This is a genomic window from Chloroflexia bacterium SDU3-3, from assembly GCA_009268125.1.
Lineage (GTDB): Bacteria > Chloroflexota > Chloroflexia > Chloroflexales > Roseiflexaceae > SDU3-3.
The window spans coordinates 195,150-214,478 of the sequence record WBOU01000004.1; the positions used below are offsets into that span (position 1 = coordinate 195,150).

Consider the following 19,329-nt stretch of genomic DNA (forward strand, 5'->3'; position numbering starts at 1 on the left):
AACGATGAGCACGAATATTCAGCACGCGGGCACTCTCCCTGTCGAGAAAAAAGCCCCGAGCTTTGGCCGTCTGCTGTTCTCCCTGCTGTTCGCAAACGTCGCGATGTACGTGGTCTACATCAGCGTGCTGCAGATCTTCCTCCCGCAGCAGGTGGAGCTGCTCGACCCCGCAAATAAAGTTACCAACTTCGGCATTGTCTCCGGCATCAGCGCGATCGTGGCCACGGTGGCCAACCCGCTGGCCGGGGCGCTTTCGGACAAAACCCGCAGCCGCTTCGGGCGGCGCACGCCCTGGATCTTGGGCGGCGGCCTGGGCGCGCTGCTGGCGCTGATGCTGCTGGGCAATATGCAGACGCTGTTCTGGATCACCGTGGCGTGGTGCCTCGTGCAGGCCACCATGAACTGCTTCCAGTCGGCGATCACCGCGATCATCCCCGAGCGCGTGGCCGCCGAGAAGCGCGGCACCGCATCGGCGGTGGTGGGCATCGGCGTGCCGATCGGCTCGATCGCAGGAGTGGCGCTGGCCTCCATGTTCGCCCAGTCGCTGCTCACCGGCTACACCGTCATCGGCCTGATCATCGCGGTGGTGTCCTTCCTGTTCGTGGCGCTGAACCACGAGCCGCCGCTGCCCGCCGAGGAGGCCCAGCCCGCCCAGAAGCCCAGCTTCTCGCCAGGGCGCATGCTGGCCGACTTCTTCTCCAGCCTGTCGCACCGCGATTTCGCCTGGGCCTTCGCCAGCCGCGCCCTGATCATGCTGGGCTACTTTCTGGTCAGCGGCTACCAGCTCTACCTGCTGAAGGACTATATCCGGCTGGATGCGGGCCAGGACCCCGCCGCGCTAGTGGTCACGCTCACCACCATCTCGACCGTCGCGATGGTGGTCGCCACGCTGCTGGGCGGGCTGCTGTCCGACAAGCTGGGCCGCCGCAAGATCTTCGTGGGCGTGGCCGCGCTGCTGATGGCCGGGGCGCTGCTGATCCCGTTCTTCTCGCCCACCTTCGCGGCCATGATGCTCTTTAGCGCGATCAACGGCTTCGCGTTCGGCTGCTACAACGCGGTGGACACCGCCCTGATCACGCTGGTGCTGCCCGACCAGGAGAACAACGCCCGCGATCTGGGCATCCTGAACCTGGCCAACGCCGGGCCGCAGATCATCGCCCCGTTCATCGCGGCGGTCGTCATCTCCAGCCTGGGCGGCTACTCGGCGCTGTTTGTGAGCGGGGCCGCGCTGGCCCTCGGCTCGGCGGCGGCGATCATTCCGGTGCGCAGCGTGCGCTAGCGCACAGCGCGGCGATTTCTGATACACTCGCAGTATTCGGTCAACGACGACGGAGAAAACATCATGGATGAGACGAAGATCAACCAGCTGCTCGACGCGATGACGCTTGAGGAGCAGGTGGCCCTGCTGGCCGGGGCCTCGTTCTGGGAGACAGTGCCGGTCGAGCGGCTGGGCATACCGGCCATCAAGGTCTCGGATGGCCCGAACGGCGCGCGCGGCGGCGGCAGCCTGGTGGGCGGCGTCAGCGCCGCCTGCTTCCCCGCAGGCATCTCGCTCGGCTCCAGCTGGAACACCGCTCTGATCGAGCAGGTGGGCAAGGCCCTAGGCGAGGAGGCCAAGACCAAGGGCGCGACCGTGCTGCTGGCCCCCACCGTCAACCTGCACCGCTCCACGCTCAACGGGCGCAACTTCGAGGCCTACTCCGAAGATCCCTACCTGACCGCCGAGATCGGCAAGGCCTATATCGAGGGCGTGCAGAGCACCGGCGTGGGCGCGACCATCAAGCACTATGTGGGCAACGAGTCCGAGTTCGAGCGCATGACGATCAACTCGGAGATCGACGAGCGCGCCCTACGCGAGCTGTACCTGCTGCCCTTCGAGGTGGCCGTGAAGCAGGCCCACGTGTGGGCGGTGATGGCGGCCTACAACAAGGTGAACGGCACCTACGCCAGCGAGAACGCCCGCACCCAGATCGAGATCCTGAAGGACGAGTGGGGCTTCGACGGCGTGGTGATGTCCGACTGGTTCGCCACCCACAGCGTGGCCGAGACGCTGAACGGCGGCCTCGACCTGGAGATGCCCGGGCCGACCAAGTTCCGCGGCGAGCAGCTGGTGGCCGCCGTGCGCCAGGGCCAGGTGAGCGCCGAGGCGGTGCGCGAGAGCGCCCGCCGCATGCTGCGCCTGATCGCCCGCACCGGCGCGTTCGAGCGCCAGGGCGGCATCCCCGACGAGCAGGCGGTCAACCGCCCCGACCACCAGGCGCTGGCCCGCCGCGCCGCCGCCGAGGGCATCGTGCTGCTGAAGAACGAGGGCGTGCTGCCGCTCGACCCGGCCAAGATCGACAGCATCGCGATCATCGGCCCCAACGCCAAGACCGCCCGGATCATGGGCGGCGGCAGCGCCCAGGTGAACGCGCACTACCGCGTCAGCCCCTACGAGGGCGTGGCGGCCCAGGTGGGCGAGCAGGTGGAGCTGGCCTTCGCGCCGGGCAGCACCAACCACAAGCTGCTGCCGCTGCTGGGCGGCGGCTTCGTCGTCGAGTACTTCAACAGCCCCGACCTCTCCGGCCCGGTCGTCTGGCAGAGCCAGACCAGCGAGGCCGAGCTGATGTGGTTCAACGAGATCGGCCCGGGCATCAACCCGCAGCGCTTCTCGGCGCGGATCAGCGGCCAGTTCGTGGCCGAGGAGGACGGCGAGTACCACTTTGGGCTGGTGAGCGCGGGCAAGAGCCGCCTGCTGGTGGATGGCAAGCTGGTGGTGGAGAACTGGGAGCAGTGGCAGCCCGGCGACACCTACTTCGGCGGCGGCAGCGTGGAGGCGATCGGCACCCTGGTGTGCAAGAAGGGCCAGACCTACGTGCTCAGCGTCGAGTACGGCTCCACCGGCGCGAGCGGCCTGGGCATCAACGCCGTGCGCGCAGGCGTCATCCTGCCGCTGGGCGAGGACGCGATCGAGCAGGCCGCGCGGCTGGCCGCCCAGTCCGATGCGGCGGTGCTGTTCGTGGGCCTCAGCGGCGAGTGGGACAGCGAGGGTGCCGACCGCCCTCACATGGATCTGGTGGGGCGGCAGGATGAGCTGATCGCCCGTGTGGCGGCGGCCAACCCGCGCACCGTGGTGGTGCTGCAGACCGGCGGGCCGATCACCATGCCCTGGCTGGGACAGGTGGCGGGCGTGCTGCAGGCATGGTACCCCGGCCAGGAGTGCGGCAACGCGATCAGCGATGTGCTGTTCGGCGCGGTCAACCCCTCGGGCCACCTGCCCCAGAGCTTCCCGCACCGGCTGGAGGACAACCCGGCCTTCCTCAACTACCCCGGCGAGAATGGCAAGGTGCGCTACGGCGAGGGTATCTTCATCGGCTACCGCTACTACGAGAAGAAGAAGATCGCGCCGCTCTTCCCCTTCGGCTTCGGCCTCTCGTACACCAGCTTCGCCTACACCAACCTGCGCCTGAGCGCATCCAGCATCCTGCCAGGCGGCCAGCTGACCGCCACGGTGGATGTGGCCAACACCGGCGAGCGCGCCGGGCAGGCGGTGGTGCAGCTCTACGTGCGCGACCCGCAGTCGCGCCTGGCCCGCCCCGAGAAGGAGCTGAAGGGCTTCGCCAAGGTCGAGCTGGCCCCCGGCGAGACCCGCAGCGTGGCGATCACGCTCGACATGCGCTCGCTGGCCTACTACGACGACGCCCGCGCCGCCTGGGTGGCCGACGCAGGCGCGTTCGAGGTGCTGATCGGCAGCTCCGCCGCCGACATCCACCAGCGCGCCAGCTTCAGCCTAGCCGAGGAGTGGCACGAGCCAGCCAGCGCCAAATCTTCGCCTGTGAGCGCCTAGCGCTCAAGCCCTAGCCGCAAGCCTCGCCTTAGCAGCTATCTGCCATCGTTACGTGCAGATCGTCGCTGGGGCGAGGCTTTTTCTGTTACAAAAAGTGTATGATCAGCCGCTTCTTTTCTTCACACAAAAATACTGTATCCCATAGATGACACAGCATTCTTTATCGTTCGGCGATGATGATTAAGCTTCCGGCGATGGTGATTAAGCTTCCGGCGATGATGATTAAGCTTCCGGCGATGATGATTAAGCTTCCGGCGATGATGATTAAGCTTCCGGCGATGGTGATTAAGCTTCCGGCGATGGTGATTAAGCTTCCGGCGATGGTGCTGTGCGGTATACATCATACATACGCATCAAAATCTATCGTCGCCACCAAACAAAACTTGGAGCCTTCTTGGTGGTAAAAATACCCGCCCCACCCACGCTCAGAATGCACTATACTGCCGCCATGACAACCGACACCCCTCTCATCGGGAGCCAGATCGAGCGCCACGCGCAGGTCGGCTCCACCAACGACATGGTGCGCGAGCGCGCCAGGGCCGGGGCCGCCGAGGGCCTGGCGATCATCGCCGACGAGCAGACCAAGGGGCGCGGTCGCCTGGGCCGCGCCTGGGCCGCGCCGCCCGGCGGCTGCCTGCTGCTCTCGGCGCTGCTGCGGCCCACGTGGCTTCCGCCCGCCGACTCGTTCCTGATCACCATGCTGGCCGCCACCGCGCTGTGCGAGGCCGCCGAGCTGGCCGCGCCCCAGCTGCGGGCCCGGCTGAAATGGCCCAACGACCTGCTGCTGCCCGCCGCGCCGCAGCCCAACGCGCCGCTGCGCAAGGCCGCAGGCATCCTCTGCGAGCTGGCGGTGGAGCGGGGCCAGATCGCCCACGTGGCCCTGGGCATCGGCGTGAACGTCAGCTGGCACCCGCAGGGCGTGGTGGATGGCCGCGATCTGGGCGCGCAGGCCACCAGCCTGGGCGCGGCCAGCGGCCAGCCGGTGGACCGCGAGCGGCTGCTGGCCGCGCTGCTGACCAGGCTCGACGCCCGCTACGCGGCGCTGCGGCGCGGCCACCGCGAGTCGCTGTTTGCCGAGTGGCAGGGGCGGCTGGCCACACTCGGCCAGCAGGTGGAGGTGAGCATCCCCGGCGCGGGCGTGCTGCGCGGCCTGGCCGAGGGCGTGGACCGCAACGGCTCGCTCATCCTGCGCGGCGGCGACGGCCAGCGCCACACCATCACCGCTGGCGACGTGCAGGCGTAGGAGCTACTCTGCCCAAAGCGCGAAGACGCGAAAAACGAAAACTTCTTGCTATTCGTTTCTTCTACTCTTCTACCCTCTTGGTGTCTTGGAGCCTTGGTGGTAAAAACCCTCGTGCCTTCGCGTCTTCGTGGTATTCGTTCTCTTGGAACCTTCATTGACGGGCCAAAAGAGATGGGGTACACTCGCCGCAGGACGCCAATGAAGGATAAGGAAACCGCCATGGGACGTGCAGCACGAGCCAAGCGCCAGCGCCGCGAGGCAGTCGAATTTGTCAGCGGGCTGACCGCCTGCGAGGGCACCTGGCTAGAGCGCCAGCCCGACAAGGATGAGCAGCAGCGCGTGGCCGCCGCCCGCCAGGAACTGGCCAAGCACCGCGACATCGCCGCCGAGCTGGCCAAAGACGAGGACGCCGCCAACCGCTTCAGCCTGCAGGTGCTGCGCGAGGACCGCTTCGCCCCGCTCTACTTCGAGGACTGGGTGGTGGAGCAGGTGATCGACGGCCTGGGCGAGCCGCCCGTGGTCGAGAGCGACGACGACCCGGCGTTCAGCAACTACCTGCGGGCGGCGGTGCAGGGCATCGCATCCAGCCGCGTGCGCCGCGCCCTGGCCAGCCAGGCCTCGCGCCTGCTGCCTGGGCTGGTGGCCGAGGGCAAGATCCGCGAGGCGCTGGCCGTCGAGTACAACATCTTCCTCACCCTGATGAGCGAGGCGATCACACCGCTGCTAGCCCAGATGATGGTGGGCGGCCTGGCGCGCTACTACGACGCGCTGGATGGCTACGAGGATGGCAACGAGGAGCCATCGGCGGGCGAGTAGCAACATGCGAAAAGGGCCAGGGCGCGTGCCCTGGCCCTTTTCTTTGCGCTGGGCTAGAGCGCCACCCGCGCCGAGCGCTGGCGCAGCAGGTGGTCGGCCAGCACCAGGGCCAGCATGGCCTCGGCGATCGGCACCAGGCGCGGCAGCACCGTCGGGTCGTGCCGCCCGTGGATCTCGATGGTCTGCGCCTCGCCGTCGCGGTCCACCGTCTGCTGGGGCTGGGCGATCGAGGCCGGGGGCTTGGCCGCCAGTCGCAGCACGATCTCCTCGCCGCTAGAGATGCCGCCCAGGATGCCGCCGTGGTGGTTGGATGTGGTGCCGATGCTGCCGTCGGCGCGGCGCACGAACGGGTCGTTGTGCTCGGAGCCACGGAAGCCCGCCACCCCAAAGCCCTCGCCGAACTCCACGCCCTTAATCGCCGGGATGGAGAACATGGCCTTGCCGATATCGGCTTGCAGTTTGTCAAACACTGGCTCGCCCAGGCCGGGCGGCACGCCGCGCGCCCGCACCTCCACCACGCCGCCCAGCGAGTCGAGGCTGCGCCGCGCAGCGTCCACCCGCTCCACCATCTGGGCGGCCACGGCGGCGTCGGGGCAGCGCATCAGGTTGCGCTCGATCTCGGCCTCGTCGAACTCCTTGGCCTCCAGGTCGCCTAGGCGCGATGTCCAGGCCAGCACCGAGATGCCAGCGCTGGCCAGCAGCAGCTTGGCCACCGCGCCGCCCGCCACGCGCCCGATGGTCTCGCGCGCGCTGGAGCGCCCGCCGCCGCGGTGGTCGCGGAAGCCGTACTTGGCATCCCAGGTGTAGTCGGCGTGGCCGGGGCGATACATGTCCTTGATATTGCTGTAGTGGGCCGACTTGGCATCCTGGTTCCAGACCATCATGGCGATCGGGGTGCCGGTGGTGCGGCCCTCGAACACGCCCGATGCGATCTGCACCTTGTCCGGCTCCTGCCGCGCCGAGGTCATGCGGCTCTGGCCCACCCGCCGCCGGTCGAGCTCGCGCTGGATGTCCTCCTCGCCCAGCGCGAGGCCGGCGGGGCAGCCATCCACCACGCAGCCCACCCCCGGCCCATGCGACTCGCCCCACGTGGTCAGCCGAAAGATCTGCCCGAAGCTATTTCCACCCATGGTCTCTCTTGCTCCTGATCGCGACGCCGCGCCGCGTGATGGCGCTGCTTTGTGCCGATCATAGCGGCTTGCGCGGCGGGCGTCAACCGCACCTAGGCCAGTGTCTGCACCATCTGGTAGGTCTCGCGCAGCCGCTGGTCGTTTGGCGCAAGCGTGATCGCGTGTTCGAGGGTGGAGATCGCCTTTGCGCGCTGCTTGACCTGGGCGTAGGCGAGGCCTAGCGCATGCAGGTACTGCACGTTTGCCGCATCGCCATAGGCTGCCGCCTCCCACTCTTGCATGGCCGCATACCACATTCCCTGCTCTTTCAGGGCTATCCCGGTATTGTAGTGCTCAGCGGCTGTGCCCGCGCCCACCGTGTGCACAAAGCGCACCTTGCTGCCAAAGACCTTGGGGTAGCCTCGGTAGAGCAAAAACCCTTGGAACGAGATCCATAGGAAGCTGATAACGAGCACAACTAGCATCAGCACCATGATCATCGTTGAGGACGTGAGCATCTGGATATCATCGCTTTGTGCAACCATGATCACAAACTCAACAACACGCTGGAGAAAGCCAAGCGTATTCAGGCCAAGCAGAATGACGGCCACGATGAAGGCCCAGCGCCGCCGCAGGAACAGGCCGCGCGCGATCAGAATGGCGGGAAGGGATATGACGGACAAGATGATAAGCACGATAATCCTGCTGGCGCCATCCAACAGCAGATCAACCCTGCTATTCATGATTGGACCCCAAAGGAAAATCACAAACACAAAGGCGATAATCACCGGCAGCACCCAGAGAAATGCCAGCAGCGTGAGCGAGCGGCTGCCCTCCTCAGGGTTCGGCGGGGTGTGCAGCAGCATGGGGCGGCTGCACTGGGTGCACCGCCGTAGCTTGAGCGGCATCATCGCGCCGCAGCAGGGGCAGGGGGCCGCATCGCCTGCCACGGGTGCGGCAGGTGCGGGCCGCGCAACCTCGACGTCGGCCACAGCGGGCGCGGCCATCGGCTCGCTGGGAGGCGCAGCGGGCGTGGCCACCTCGGCAGCGGGCGCGGCCACCTCGGCGGCGGGCGCAGGGGTAGCGGGTGCGGCAGCCTCGGCGGGCGCGGCGGGCGCATCCGCTGGCTGGCCCACCTCGCGCGCCTGGGGCCTGCCATACTTCTGATCAAGGATGGCAATACCTTTGAGGGCATGCGGGTTGCTCGGCTCCAGGTGCAGCACATTGTCTAGGCAGACCCGCATCTCCTCGGGGTCATCCACCACGCCAGAGAGCCACAGCCAGGCCTGCGCGTTCCGCTCGTCGGTCTCAAGCACGCGCATCAGCAAGGCGCGCGCCTCCTCGCGGCGGCCAGCACGGGCCGCCGCCATCGCATCTGATAGAGTCATGTGTTTTTCTGTTTTGTCCAGACCACTGCGCCCTCGACCATGGTCAGGTCGGCGCTCACCCGATGAAGCTCGGTCGGCGGCAGGGTAAACGGGTCGTCGGAAAGGACGGCGAGATCGGCCAGCATGCCGGGGGCCAGCGCGCCCAGCCTGCCAGCCATGCCCGCCGTGTAGGCGGCCCCCGTGGTGAAGCCGCGCAGCGCATCGGCCAACGTCAGCCGCTGCTCGGGGTGCCAGCCGCCCTCGGGCTGGCCGCCCGGGCGCTGGCGGGTGACGGCGGCGTGGATGCCCAGCCAGGGGTTGAGCGACTCCACCGGCGCATCCGAGCCGAAGGCCAGCGTCGCGCCCGCATCCTGCAGGGCGCGCCAGGCGTAGGCCGTGGCGCAGCGCTCGCCCCACAGCCGGTCCGCCGTCTCGATGTCGGATGTGCAGTGGATAGGCTGCATGGATGCCACCACGCCCAGCTGCGCAAAGCGCGGGATGTCGGTCGGGTCGAGCAGCTGGCAGTGCTCGATCCGGTTAGGGATGCCGCCGAAGCTGGCGGGCGCACCCTCGGCCCGCGCCGCCGCGATCGCATCCAGCACGCGTCGGTTGGCCCCATCGCCGATGGCGTGGACGATCACGGCGATGCCGCTGGCGTTGGCCTTGCGCACCGATGCGTTCAGATCCTGGGTACTGTAGGTCTGGATGCCGGTGTTGCGCGAACCCTCGTAGGGCCGCAGCAGCTCGGCGGTCTCCGACCCCAGGGTGCCGTCGGCAAACATCTTCACGCCGCCCAGGCGCAGCCAGCGGTCGCCCAGCCCGCTGCGCAGGCCCAGCGCGATAGCCGAATCCAGCGTGCCGATATCGAGGTGCACCAGGCAGCGCAGGGCCAGCTGGCCGCGCTCGCGCAGCTGCTGGGCGGTGCGCAGCACCATGGCCCCATCGCCCACATCCAGGTAGGGTGGCACATGCACCCCGGCCATGCCATACGAGTGGGCCTCGGCGATGGCGTCGCGCACCGCAGCCAGCCGGTCCTCGTCGGTGAGCGGCGGGATGTGGCGGCGCACTAGGTCGATGGCGGTCTCGAACAGCAGGCCGGTCGGCAGGCCATCCTCGCGGCGGATCGCGCCGCCCGCCGGGTCGGGCGTCTCGGCGCTCACCTGAGCGATCGCCAGCGCGTGCGAGTTGAGCCATGCGCAGTGGCCATCCTTGCGGAACAGTAGCGCGGGGCGGTCGGGCACCACCGCATCCAGCTCGGCGGCGGTGGGCCAGCGCCCGCCCCAGCGCACGTGGTCCCAGCCGCCGCCCTGCAGCCACACGCCGGGGGGCAGCGCCGACGCCGCCCGCCCGATCTGCGCCAGCGCATCCTCGTAGCTGGCCGCGCCATCCAGGCTCACCTCGCGCCGCCGCAGCGCGTGGGCCACCAGGTGCACATGCGCGTCGGTCAGCGCGGGGATCAGGGCGCGCTTGCGCAGGTCGATCGACTCGGCCTGCGAGCCGGCGGCGGCGAAGACCTTGCCCACGCTGCCCACGGCCAGCACCCGCCCGTCGCGCACGGCGATCGCGCTGGCCTTGGGGTTCTGCGGGTCGAGCGTGTAGACCGGGCCGTTGTGAAAGATGATCGTCATTGTCGGTGCCATCTCTTTCGCAAGGCGCACTATGCCCTGCAGTGGTTCTATACGCTGCCGCAGGCACAGAGTTTCACGCAGAACGGGTTAGGCTATCGTACCCTTTTTTTCCTGCGACAGTCAATAGAAAAGCGGTTAAAGAGTGCTGGGGAAAGCATACCCCATAAGCGCCAATAGTTCATGAAACGTAAAAAGCACGAGTTCAGATCAACAGGGTCTATGCGTTCTACGCAGCCTTTACGCTGGGGTAAACGGGCAACGTTCCAAGCATAGCCTATGTTTGCCCCAGTGCAGTTTGGAGTCTTGGTGGTAAAAATGTTCTGCCGAACGAGAACGCACAGGCGCTAGCACGATCGGGCAAACATTTGACAAACATGGCGAGCGATGCTATTATAGCCCGCGTTACGGGCGATTAGCTCAGCTGGTTAGAGCGCCACGTTGACATCGTGGAGGTCACTGGTTCGAGTCCAGTATCGCCCACCATAACAGCCAAAACGGGGAAGCGGGAAACTGCTTCCCCGTTTTGGCTATTATCACCCGCACGCTCTCGCACCAAAACCTCAGAGGTGTGCCTATGGGTCTCTTCCGTGTGAGCGAAAAAGAGAAGCTCCAGCTGTTCCGCGAGAACTTCCGCACCCTGATCGCCGACGGCACCTACCCGCCCGACCGCCAGCAGCTGCTCTACGCATGGTGCCAGCGCAACGAGCTCGACTGGACCGCCGCCCGCGACTACGTGCGCGAGGATGCCGAGCACCTAGTGCGCTTCCAGCTCCAGCGCATCACCCACGACCGCCAGATCGCCAAGGCCGAGATCATCGAGCTGAGCGCATTGCTGCGGCGGCTGCGGCTCTCGCCCGAGAGCGGCGCGGCCCAGCGCTTCTACGAGCTGGTGGAGCAGAAGATCAAGGACCGGATCATCGCGCGGGCGGCCTACCTTGGCTCGGCCCCCGCCGTGCAGGGATTAAAGGACGAGATCGCCAGCTACGCCCTGCCGGATACCATCTACCAGCGGCTGATCGCCACGCTTGAGCACCAGCACGAGCTGGCCCAGCTCACCAGCGGCACGCTGCCCACCATCGCGCCCAGCGTGGATCTGTATGGCAACGAGGCCTGCCACTTCGAGGCGCGCGTGGCCTTCTACCTGGGCCGCAGCCAGCAGCTCACGGCGGGCGATGGTCTGCTGGTCGTCACCAGCGAGCGCCTGATGGTGCTGGCCAGCCAGGGTGGGCAGGCCGCCCCCTGGCGCAGCGTGAGCGCCATCCAGTTCACCCCGCCCGCCACGGTCGGCTTTCGGCTGGGCAGCGCCAGCATCTCCATCCAGCACCCCAGCGCGCAGTACATCGCCACCCTGCTGGTCAACGCCCAGCGCATCTATGTGCCCCAGTCGCCCAGCCCGGTGATCGGCGGCAAGCGGCTGGCCTAGCCCGGGGCGCAAAAAAGCCCGCAGGGGAGACCCTGCGGGCCGCGCCAGCGCCGGGCCTACGCCGCGCCCACCTCGCGGGCCAGGGGCTGCGCCGCCCGCGCCGCCTGCGCGGGCAGGATGGCGTTGGCCGCCATCACCCCGGCGATCACCGCCGCCTCCACCCCGCCGCCCATCACACCCGACCCGGCCAGGTACAGTCGCTCCACCGGCGTCGTCACCGTCATGCGGCCCTGGCCCTCGGCGGGGCCGTAGATGCTGCCGCCGCTGGCCCAGGCGTAGCGCATAAACGTGCTGGGCGAGCCTTCCTGCCGATACACGATGTGCTGCGAGAGGCCAGGGATGGCCTGCTCGGCCCGCGCGATCAGCTCGTCGGCGAAGGCGCGCTTACGCTGGCTGTAGCCAGCCTCGCTGCGCTCCCAGCGCTCGACCTCCTCCTGCGGCAGCAGGCGGATGAGCGTGATGGCCGAGTGGCCTGCGGGCGCAAGGCTAGGGTCGATCTTCGAGGGCACCATGATGCCCACGCCCTGGGTCATGGTGATCGAGGCGATCTCGGGCACCATATCCACGCCGAGGAAGACCATAAACGCCGAGGTGGATGGCCGCAGCGCCGCGATCCGCTCGGCGAACGCATGCGGCAGATGCTCGCTCCCCACCAGCTCGCCGAAGGTCTTCTGCACGTCGGCGTTGGAGATCACCGCCGTGGCGCGCTCCACTGTGCCGTCGGCCAGCTCCACGCCAGTGGCGCGGCCACCCTCCACCAGCACGCGCCGCACCGGCGTGCGCAGCCGCACGCTGCCGCCGTGCTGCTCGATCACCTCCACCAGCGCGTCGGCCAGCTGCTGCGAGCCGCCCACGGGGTAGAAGCCGCCATCAAAGTAGTAGCCGAAAATCGGGGCCATATGGCGCACCTTCAGCGCGCCCTCGTCGTCGCTCAGGTAGCCGGTCAGCGCGCTGAACACCCGCTTCAGCTTGGCATCGCTGAAAAAGGCATCCAGCATCTCGCTAAACGGGCGCTCCATCCAGCGGTAGGCGTGCGGGTGAGCCTTGGGGTAGGCCAGCATATCATCCACTGTGGTGGGGTCGCCCGGCACGCCGCCGGTCTTCTCGATGTCGGCGTACATCTCGCGGTAGACCAGCTCCATCTCGCTGAAGAAGCGCGTGATGTTCTCGGCCTCGGCGGGGAAGTGCTGGCCGAGCAGCTTGGCGAACTCGCCCGCGTCGTCGGGGATCTTCAGGTGCAGGTCGCCCAGAAAGTACTCCTGGCTGTTGCGCACCCACGCTAGGCGATCCTCGATTTCGAGCATCCGCAGCAGGCTGCGCACACCGCCGCGCTCGCCCAGGCCGCTCACATCGTGCACGCCCGCGTCGAACACATAGCGCAGCCGCTCGTCGCCACGCCGCACCCCGCGCTCCCATGAGGTGCAGTAGCCGCCAGCTAGGAAGTGGTGCTCGTAGACCGCCACGCGCAGGCCGCGCTTGGCCAGCAGCGCCGCCGCCGAAAGCCCGCCCAGGCCCGCGCCGATCACGGCCACATCGGCCTGGCCCTCGGTGGCGCTGGGCGCGAAGCTGGGCGCAGGCCAGGGGTAGGGGTTCTGCGCATCCAGGTGCCGCTGCATGCTGCGCCGCGTGGCGATCGCCGGGTAGCGGCTGGAGAAGGCCAGACCCGCCACCAGGCCCACCATCGGGATGACCATGTTGGTCAGCAGCTGGTAGCCGCTGGGTAGCAGCTCGCCCGCCAGCGCCACCGCCGCGCTGCCCGCGAAGATGCCGCCCCACACCGCCGTGATCCGGCGGTTGATCGCGCGAAACAGCGGGTTATTCCACAGCGACTTGTCCCAGCTGTCGCGGGCGTACTCGTAGGTGAAGGGCGAGCCAGCCGCCAGGCTGCCCCAGGCCATCAGCGCCAGCACGCCGTTGTTCACCACCGCGCCGTGCTCCTTCAGGAAGGGCAGGCCCAGCGCCAGCGTGACCACCGCATGCACGCAGAAGTAGCCCAGCGTGATCAGCTCCATGGTCTTGGGCGACTGCCCGCGTGCCCTGCGCCAGCCCACCAGCGCCGCCGCCGCCAGCGCGCCGCCCACCAGCGCCACACCCCACATCCCAAAGCCCGAGCAGACCCAAAAGATGATCCAGGGCAGAAAGCCCACAAATGCCTGTCCCATATCAACCTTCTTGTATTATGTCTACTTATAATTCCGGCTAATCGATCGGCGGCAGGCTCAGCACACGCGCGATCGTCTCATCAAGCCACACGATCTCGTCCTGATAGCTGCGGATGCCATAGTCCAAGGTGATCTGCCAGAGCGTGCGGATGCGCTCGGGCACATCGCTAGCATTCGCATCCAGGTAGCTCTGGCCGCTGGTCTGGTAGGTATGGATGCGCTCGCGCATCATATCGCGCCGCGCCTCCAGCACCCTGGCGATCTCCTCGTTCTGCAGGCCGTGCGCGAAAAAGATCTGGATGAGCCAGGCCGATCGCACCGGCTCGGGGCGCAGCGGGGTGGAGAGCCAAGTGCGCAGCTCGGCCCGCCCAGCCTCGGTGATGTGGTACTCCTTGCGGTTTGGCAGGTCATCCTGCTGCACCAGCTCTTTCTGTACCCAACCCTTGGCCTCAAGCTCGCCAAGCGCCTTGTAGATATGGCTTTGGGTTGCAGTCCAAAAGTGCGCAACTGAATTATCGAAAAATTTCTTCAGGTCATAGCCCGTCATCGGGCTGTAGCCAAGAAAGGCGAGGATCGCATGTTCGAGCGGCATTGCTATACCTCCATGAGAGTATATCTACATAGACATACTCTCATGGAGGTATACATTTGTCAAGAGGGAATGTAAATGGAGTGCTCAGGTACTCTGAGGGCAGGTAACCCAAGCGAGCACAGCCAGAGCGGGGGTGCTATAATGCCCGCGCGGTTGCCATTTCTCAACCAAGAGGAAAGAGGGAACAACCATGCCACGCGCTCTGCGGGTGCTGACCCAAAGCCTGCTGCTGACGTGCCCGGCCTGCCAGCACGGCAATATGTTCCGCTCGGGGTTTCGAATGAATGTGCGCTGCCCGGTGTGCCACGTGGTGTTCGAGCGCGACAGCGGCGAGCTGACTGGCGGGCTGGCGATCAACGCCACGCTGACCATGGCCATCGCCATGGTGGGCGCGGGCTTCGCCTTCAGCCCCGAGGTGCCGATCATCCCGCTGGTATTGCTGCTGGCGGGGATTGTGGTGCTGTTCCCGCTGGTGTTCTACCGTCACGCGCGCGGGCTATGGGTGGGGATCCTCTACCTCACGGGGTCGATGTTCGAGGACTAGGGCGCGGCCTCGGCGAAGAGCGGCAGCAGCGCATCGGTCGGGGCGTGCTCGAAGCGCACCTCGGCAAACAGCCGCCGCAGCGCCGCCACCTGATCAGCCAGGGGCTGCTGCTCAGGCTGCCGCACCTTCCACTCGCCCCGGCCCTGCTTGACGATCAGCTCGTAGTTCGAGCGCACCACCAGCGTGTGGTCCGCCGCACCCGGCATAGCCCCAGCCGCATCTAGCGCGGCCACCAGGGCCTGGTAGATCGCGGTGGGCTGGGTGACGCCGCGCGCCACCGGCTGCGCCCCGCTGCGGCGCTCGGCACCGGCCTGCACCAGCCACTGCACCGGCCTGCCTGCGGCGGGCGAGAGCAGCGCCAGCACCCACGCCCCAGTAGGCGCGGCCTCGGGGCGGGCCGATTCAGCGCGCTGATAGGCGCGGGCGGCGGCCTGGTTGGCGGCCTCGTTCACGCGCTCGTTGCGCAGGTCGCCGCTGTGGCCGCGCACCCACTGGCCATGGATGCTATGCACCCGCGACAGCGCCAGCAGGCGCGCCCACAGCTCGCGGTTCTTCTCGGGCAGGCCTGCGCCCGCCCGCAGCCGCTCAAGCCCCTGCAGCACATACTGCGAGTCGGCCCGCAGCATCACCGCGCAGGGCTTCTTCAGCACATCTAGCCCGCCGATCACCGCGCGCAGCTCCATGGCATTGTTGGTGGTGGGCATCGGCTCCTCGCCCACCACCAGCTTCTCCTTGCCATTGGCCTCAAGCAGGGCGGCCCAGCCGCCAGGGCCGGGGTTGCCGCGCGCGGCACCGTCGGTGGTCAGGGTCACAGTGGGTAGTGGCATGCGGTATCTCGCTCCTCCGCTCTCCTCAGCCTGCTAGCGCTCGGTAAGCGGCACCACGGTGCGCGGCTCGGGGCCGGAGTACTCGGCCTTGGGTCGGATCAGCCGGTTCTCGATGATCTGCTCGCGGATGTGGGCGGTCCACCCGGCGATCCGGCTCATCGCGAAGGCGCATGTGAACAGATCCAGCGGGAAGCCCAGGGCGTAGAGCAGCGGCGCGCTGTAGAACTCCACATTGGGCGAGAGCTGGCGCTTGGTGAAGTGGGGGTGGGTGGCGATCACCTTGGCCACGGCGTCGGCCACGGCCTGCCACTGCGCGCCCTGGCCGTGGGCGGCCAGCGCGGCCACCTGGCCGCTCAGGTGGCGCACACGGGGGTCTTCGACCTTGTAGAGCCGGTGGCCCACGCCCATCAGGCGCTCGTGGCGCTCGATCAGGCCATCCACATAGGCCGCAGCGTTCTCAGGTGCGCCGATGGCCAAAAAGGTCTCCATCGCCTCCTGGTTCGCGCCGCCGTGCAGCGCGCCGCGCAGCGTGGCGATCGCCGCCACCATGCCGTCGCCCACCGTCGAGTGCGCGCTGATCGCCACACGGGCCGCGAAGGTGGAGGCGTTCAGGCTGTGCTCGGCCAGCAGCACCATGTAGGTGTTGAGCGCCTGGGTGGCCGCCGGGGTCGGGCGCTCGCCATGCAGCATCCACAGCACGTTCTCGGCGTGGCCAAACGAGAGGTCGGCGGGCACGGGCGGCAGGCCGCTGCGGGCGCGATGCCAGGCCGCGATCAGGCCTGGCATCTTGGCCGCGATGATCATGCCCAGCTGGGTCGCGCCCTCGGTGGTGAAGGGGAACTTGGGCAGACGCTGCACCAGCGCCGAGACCAGGGTGCGCAGCGCATCCATGCCGTGCCCTTGGGAAGGGATACCATAAACCGTGGCCAGATCCACCGCGTCGAGCGTGCGCAGCGCGGCCAGCTCGGTGCTGAACGCCGTCAGCTGCGCGGGGGTCGGCAGATCGCCGTTCAGCAGCAGGTAGAAAACCTCTTCGAAGCTCACGCGCTCGGCCAGATCGTGGATGCTGTACCCGGCGTAGCTCAGCTTCCCCGCCACCCCGTCGATCGCGCTCAGCGCGGTGCGGGCCACCACCACATTTTCAAGCCCCTGTGGTGCTGTAACTGCTCCCATAGTCCCTGCTCCTTTTTCGCGCCGCATGGGCGCAGCAAGATGGCCAGAAGGAACGCTTTAGAGAAAACCAGCGGTGGGAATCCAGAGGCGGCGCTGCCTCGTCCTGCTGAGCATAGCATGGCCGATTTGCATTGTCAATATATGTTGATTTACATCGATTTATATTGACAGGACCAGAGCGATTGCTATACTAAGGGCAGGAGGTGTTATGCAACTAATTGAAGACGAAGAATACGTCGATATCAATGAAGCTGTCGCACTGCTGGGTGTAAAGAAGGCGACCATCTACACCTATGTGAGCCGGGGGGTGCTGCAGTCCTACCGCCAGCCGGTGGGGCGGCGGCGGCTCTACCGCCGGGCCGATATCGACGCGCTCTGCACGATCCAGCCCGACGCCAAGCTCGAGCGCCAGCCCGATGCCAGCGCCAGCGCAGGCCCCACACCGTCAAACGATGGCGTGTTCCGCAATGTGCATCTGCCCGATGTGGCCAGCTGGGCTGGCGACCACTAGTGGCTATTTCTTCGGCTCATCCACCAGCGTCAGCAGCAGCTGGCGCAGCTGGGCAAGCCGCGTATCCATATGATCGGGGTAGAGGTAGAGATCGCCGTGGATGCGATCGAGGGTGCGGTGAAATTGGTCGATCGGGCTTTTCTGGGTGTCGTCGGCGTGGCTGGATGCGAGCGAGAGCGAGTAGTCAGCGGCGATCAGGGCCTGGTCGACACTGGGCATGTCGTTGGTGCGTAGCGCGCCCTCGGCATCGGCCAGCTGGCCGACGGCCTTGAGGGCGTAGACGGTGGTCCACAGTCGCCCATCGGCGGCGCGCAGGTCGGCTATTTCCTGGCGGGCTACCCCCGCCGCAAGCGGCGGCGAGGTGGGGGCGGGCGTGCTGGTGGGGGCGGGGGTGGCGCTGGGCGCGGCGGCAGCGCCGGGCGCGGGCAGCGACGCCGGGGCGGGGCGCAGCCAAGCAGATAGCGCAAGCGATACGGCCACCGCCACGCACGCCGTCAGCAGGTGCGGTGCAAGCAGGCGCAGCCAGCGCAGTCGCTGCGCGCGCACCGATAGGCTGGGGGAAGATTCACGCTCGGGCTGTGTCACGGTAGAAAAAAGTATGGCGCAGGGCCGGGTGGCACCTGCGCCATGCTAGCTCGAAGGCTACTTCTCGATCTGCGCCGTCAGGAGGATGGCCTGCGCGATCTCCTTCATCGACTTGCGGGTGTTCATGGAAAGCTGCTGGATCTTGCGGAAGGCCTCCTGCTCTTTCAGGCCCTGCGTATCCATCAGCACGCCCTTGGCGCGCTCCACCAGCTTGCGGGTCTCCAGCGTTTCCTGCAGGTCGTCGATCTTCTTGTCCATCTCGGCGAACTCGGCGTAGCGGGCCAGCGCGATCTCGATGGCGGGCAGCAGCTCGGCGTCGCGGAACGGCTTGACGATGTAGTTCACCACACCGGCCTCGCGCGCCCGATCCACCAGCTCGCGATCCGAGTAGGCGGTCAGCAGCAGCACCGGCGCGATCTTCTCCTCGGTCAGCACCTTGGCGGCCTGGATGCCATCGAGCTTGGGCATCTTGATGTCCATCACCACCAGGTCGGGGCGCAGCTCGCGCGAAAGGTTGATGACACTGACGCCATCGCCAGCCTCGCCTACCACGAGGTAGCCCAGGCCGACCAGCGTCTCCTTGAGATTCATTCGGATGATAGACTCATCGTCAGCAATGACGAGCCGGAGTTGTGGCTGAGCCATCGGAGATCTCCTTCTGTTTGCGCCGTCGCGCGCATCATCTGCATCGTGAACGATGGCGATGTGAAAACGCGCACGGTCGCCGATCTGGGGCGTCGGTGCACGTCAGGAATCGTTAAATCTAGTGTCGCAAGTATAGCATACTGTTTAGCTGCTGGTCAAGATTGCAGGCGATGGGCAACGCTTTAGAAAGCCTTGGCCGATGGCTTTGCAATGGCATCCACCTCGTAGGCGAACCTTGATCTATACGAACAAGTGTGCTATAATACCAGCACACAACTTCATAGCGCGGTTTTACCAACCAGAGCAACGAAACTTTAAACACGAGTAGTACACGAGGTAGAGCTATGACCAACCGCGAGATGGCCACCATCCTTTTCCGGATCGCCGCGATGCTTGCCGCCCAGCCGGGTGCCAACCCCTACCGCATCCGCGCCTACCGCAACGCCGCCTACGGCCTGCTACGCATGCGCGAGCCAGTGGCTCAGCGCATCGCCAAGGGCGAGCTGATCGGGCTGCCCAACCTGGGCAAGAGCCTCACGGCCAAAATCACCGAGCTTGCCACCACCGGCCACATGGCCTTCTACGACCAGCTGCGCGCCGAGCAGCCCAAGGACAGCCGCACGCTGCTGCTTGAGGCCGGGCTTGGCCCCGCTATGGCCCAGCGCATCCAGCAGTACCTGGGCAGCACCGACGCGGCCAGCCTGCGCCGCGCCGCCCTGGCGGGGTCGCTCCTGCATGTGCTGGGCGTGGGCCCCAAGCGCAACGCGGCCATCCTGCGCGTGCTGAGGCCACAGGCCCCGGCCTACCAGGAGCCGCTCTTCACCTGACCGATACGGATCACGACCATAGGCGTTGGGCATGCGCAAGGCGGCAGAATG

General features: G+C 67.0%; 17 protein-coding genes, 1 tRNA gene and 1 pseudogene. 9 read left to right on the forward strand and 10 right to left on the reverse strand.

Annotated elements, in window-relative coordinates:
• Positions 1–4: 4 nt before the first annotated feature.
• From F8S13_08115 to F8S13_08135, 5 genes are all read left to right on the forward strand, one after another.
• Positions 5–1,279, forward strand: a complete 1,275-nt coding sequence (locus F8S13_08115; GenBank protein ID KAB8143856.1) for an MFS transporter — start codon at positions 5–7, stop codon at positions 1,277–1,279.
• Between the two features lie 63 nt (positions 1,280–1,342).
• Positions 1,343–3,826, forward strand: a complete 2,484-nt coding sequence (locus tag F8S13_08120) for a beta-glucosidase (protein ID KAB8143857.1) — start codon at positions 1,343–1,345, stop codon at positions 3,824–3,826.
• A gap of 173 nt (positions 3,827–3,999) precedes the next feature.
• Entirely contained in the window at positions 4,000–4,230 is a 231-nt protein-coding gene (locus F8S13_08125; protein ID KAB8143858.1) for a hypothetical protein, read from the forward strand.
• 26 nt (positions 4,231–4,256) lie between these two features.
• Positions 4,257–5,069: a biotin--[acetyl-CoA-carboxylase] ligase gene (locus F8S13_08130; protein ID KAB8143859.1), complete on the forward strand. Its 813-nt coding sequence runs from the start codon at positions 4,257–4,259 to the stop codon at positions 5,067–5,069.
• A gap of 219 nt (positions 5,070–5,288) precedes the next feature.
• A complete protein-coding gene (locus F8S13_08135; GenBank protein ID KAB8143860.1) occupies positions 5,289–5,885 on the forward strand; it encodes a hypothetical protein in 597 nt (198 codons plus the stop codon).
• Positions 5,886–5,938: 53 nt separating this feature from the next.
• Here F8S13_08135 and aroC read toward each other — a convergent pair whose 3' ends face one another.
• The 3 genes from aroC to F8S13_08150 all read right to left on the reverse strand — a co-directional run bounded on the left by aroC (position 5,939) and on the right by F8S13_08150 (position 9,989).
• Positions 5,939–7,015 carry a chorismate synthase gene (gene aroC / locus F8S13_08140; GenBank protein ID KAB8143861.1) on the reverse strand — a complete coding sequence of 359 codons (1,077 nt, stop codon included), beginning with the start codon at positions 7,013–7,015 and terminating at the stop codon, positions 5,939–5,941.
• 92 nt (positions 7,016–7,107) lie between these two features.
• Entirely contained in the window at positions 7,108–8,382 is a 1,275-nt protein-coding gene (locus tag F8S13_08145; protein ID KAB8143862.1) for a hypothetical protein, read from the reverse strand.
• Complete coding sequence (locus F8S13_08150; protein ID KAB8143863.1) at positions 8,379–9,989, reverse strand: amidohydrolase; 1,611 nt, start codon at positions 9,987–9,989, stop codon at positions 8,379–8,381. The genes F8S13_08145 and F8S13_08150 overlap by 4 nt, the downstream gene beginning before the upstream one ends.
• A 406-nt stretch (positions 9,990–10,395) precedes the next feature.
• Here F8S13_08150 and F8S13_08155 point away from each other — a divergent pair.
• Positions 10,396–10,472: transfer RNA gene (locus F8S13_08155), tRNA-Val, on the forward strand.
• Positions 10,473–10,561: 89 nt separating this feature from the next.
• On the opposite strand, the pseudogene F8S13_08160 reads toward F8S13_08155, so the two are convergent.
• The 3 genes and pseudogenes from F8S13_08160 to F8S13_08170 form a co-directional block, all read right to left on the reverse strand.
• Positions 10,562–10,765, reverse strand: a pseudogene (locus F8S13_08160) (hypothetical protein).
• A 703-nt stretch (positions 10,766–11,468) separates the two neighbouring features.
• Positions 11,469–13,574 carry an FAD-dependent oxidoreductase gene (locus F8S13_08165; protein ID KAB8143864.1) on the reverse strand — a complete coding sequence of 702 codons (2,106 nt, stop codon included), beginning with the start codon at positions 13,572–13,574 and terminating at the stop codon, positions 11,469–11,471.
• Between the two features lie 37 nt (positions 13,575–13,611).
• The gene (locus F8S13_08170; protein KAB8143865.1) at positions 13,612–14,166 is read right to left on the reverse strand and encodes a PadR family transcriptional regulator; all 555 of its coding nucleotides are present in this window, start codon (positions 14,164–14,166) and stop codon (positions 13,612–13,614) included.
• A 190-nt stretch (positions 14,167–14,356) separates the two neighbouring features.
• On the opposite strand from F8S13_08170, the gene F8S13_08175 reads away from it, so the two are divergent.
• The gene (locus F8S13_08175) at positions 14,357–14,710 is read left to right on the forward strand and encodes a DUF983 domain-containing protein (protein ID KAB8143866.1); all 354 of its coding nucleotides are present in this window, start codon (positions 14,357–14,359) and stop codon (positions 14,708–14,710) included.
• On the opposite strand, the gene F8S13_08180 is transcribed toward F8S13_08175, so the two are convergent.
• Positions 14,707–15,537, reverse strand: a complete 831-nt coding sequence (locus tag F8S13_08180; protein KAB8143867.1) for a reverse transcriptase-like protein — start codon at positions 15,535–15,537, stop codon at positions 14,707–14,709. The genes F8S13_08175 and F8S13_08180 overlap by 4 nt on opposite strands.
• Positions 15,538–15,570: 33 nt before the next feature.
• A complete protein-coding gene (locus F8S13_08185; protein KAB8143868.1) occupies positions 15,571–16,737 on the reverse strand; it encodes a tungsten formylmethanofuran dehydrogenase in 1,167 nt (388 codons plus the stop codon).
• 181 nt (positions 16,738–16,918) lie between these two features.
• Between F8S13_08185 and F8S13_08190 the strand changes: the two genes are divergently transcribed.
• Positions 16,919–17,221, forward strand: a complete 303-nt coding sequence (locus F8S13_08190) for a helix-turn-helix domain-containing protein (protein ID KAB8143869.1) — start codon at positions 16,919–16,921, stop codon at positions 17,219–17,221.
• 3 nt (positions 17,222–17,224) lie between these two features.
• Here the strand turns inward: F8S13_08190 and F8S13_08195 are convergent, their stop codons facing one another.
• Together F8S13_08195 and F8S13_08200 are read right to left on the reverse strand one after the other, a co-directional pair.
• Positions 17,225–17,806: a hypothetical protein gene (locus tag F8S13_08195; GenBank protein KAB8143870.1), complete on the reverse strand. Its 582-nt coding sequence runs from the start codon at positions 17,804–17,806 to the stop codon at positions 17,225–17,227.
• A gap of 57 nt (positions 17,807–17,863) precedes the next feature.
• Positions 17,864–18,451: a response regulator gene (locus F8S13_08200; GenBank protein KAB8143871.1), complete on the reverse strand. Its 588-nt coding sequence runs from the start codon at positions 18,449–18,451 to the stop codon at positions 17,864–17,866.
• Positions 18,452–18,795: 344 nt separating this feature from the next.
• Here F8S13_08200 and F8S13_08205 point away from each other — a divergent pair, with 344 nt between their 5' ends.
• Positions 18,796–19,278 (forward strand): hypothetical protein, encoded by a 483-nt coding sequence (locus F8S13_08205; GenBank protein KAB8143872.1) that lies wholly within the window; start codon positions 18,796–18,798, stop codon positions 19,276–19,278.
• The last annotated feature ends 51 nt before the right edge of the window (positions 19,279–19,329 follow it).

Excerpts from the sequence above, each read along its gene's own strand:
- F8S13_08200 (KAB8143871.1), bottom strand. The coding sequence starts at position 18,451 with ATGGCTCAGCCACAACTCCGGCTCGTCATTGCTGACGATGAGTCTATC.
- F8S13_08190 (KAB8143869.1), top strand. The coding sequence starts at position 16,919 with ATGCAACTAATTGAAGACGAAGAATACGTCGATATCAATGAAGCTGTC.
- aroC (KAB8143861.1), bottom strand. The coding sequence starts at position 7,015 with ATGGGTGGAAATAGCTTCGGGCAGATCTTTCGGCTGACCACGTGGGGC.
- F8S13_08180 (KAB8143867.1), bottom strand. The coding sequence starts at position 15,537 with ATGCCACTACCCACTGTGACCCTGACCACCGACGGTGCCGCGCGCGGC.
- F8S13_08120 (KAB8143857.1), top strand. The coding sequence starts at position 1,343 with ATGGATGAGACGAAGATCAACCAGCTGCTCGACGCGATGACGCTTGAG.
- F8S13_08165 (KAB8143864.1), bottom strand. The coding sequence starts at position 13,574 with ATGGGACAGGCATTTGTGGGCTTTCTGCCCTGGATCATCTTTTGGGTC.
- F8S13_08145 (KAB8143862.1), bottom strand. The coding sequence starts at position 8,382 with ATGACTCTATCAGATGCGATGGCGGCGGCCCGTGCTGGCCGCCGCGAG.
- F8S13_08175 (KAB8143866.1), top strand. The coding sequence starts at position 14,357 with ATGCCACGCGCTCTGCGGGTGCTGACCCAAAGCCTGCTGCTGACGTGC.
- F8S13_08125 (KAB8143858.1), top strand. The coding sequence starts at position 4,000 with ATGATGATTAAGCTTCCGGCGATGGTGATTAAGCTTCCGGCGATGATG.
- F8S13_08115 (KAB8143856.1), top strand. The coding sequence starts at position 5 with ATGAGCACGAATATTCAGCACGCGGGCACTCTCCCTGTCGAGAAAAAA.
- F8S13_08205 (KAB8143872.1), top strand. The coding sequence starts at position 18,796 with ATGACCAACCGCGAGATGGCCACCATCCTTTTCCGGATCGCCGCGATG.
- F8S13_08150 (KAB8143863.1), bottom strand. The coding sequence starts at position 9,989 with ATGACGATCATCTTTCACAACGGCCCGGTCTACACGCTCGACCCGCAG.
- F8S13_08130 (KAB8143859.1), top strand. The coding sequence starts at position 4,257 with ATGCACTATACTGCCGCCATGACAACCGACACCCCTCTCATCGGGAGC.
- F8S13_08135 (KAB8143860.1), top strand. The coding sequence starts at position 5,289 with ATGGGACGTGCAGCACGAGCCAAGCGCCAGCGCCGCGAGGCAGTCGAA.
- F8S13_08185 (KAB8143868.1), bottom strand. The coding sequence starts at position 16,737 with ATGCGGCGCGAAAAAGGAGCAGGGACTATGGGAGCAGTTACAGCACCA.
- F8S13_08170 (KAB8143865.1), bottom strand. The coding sequence starts at position 14,166 with ATGCCGCTCGAACATGCGATCCTCGCCTTTCTTGGCTACAGCCCGATG.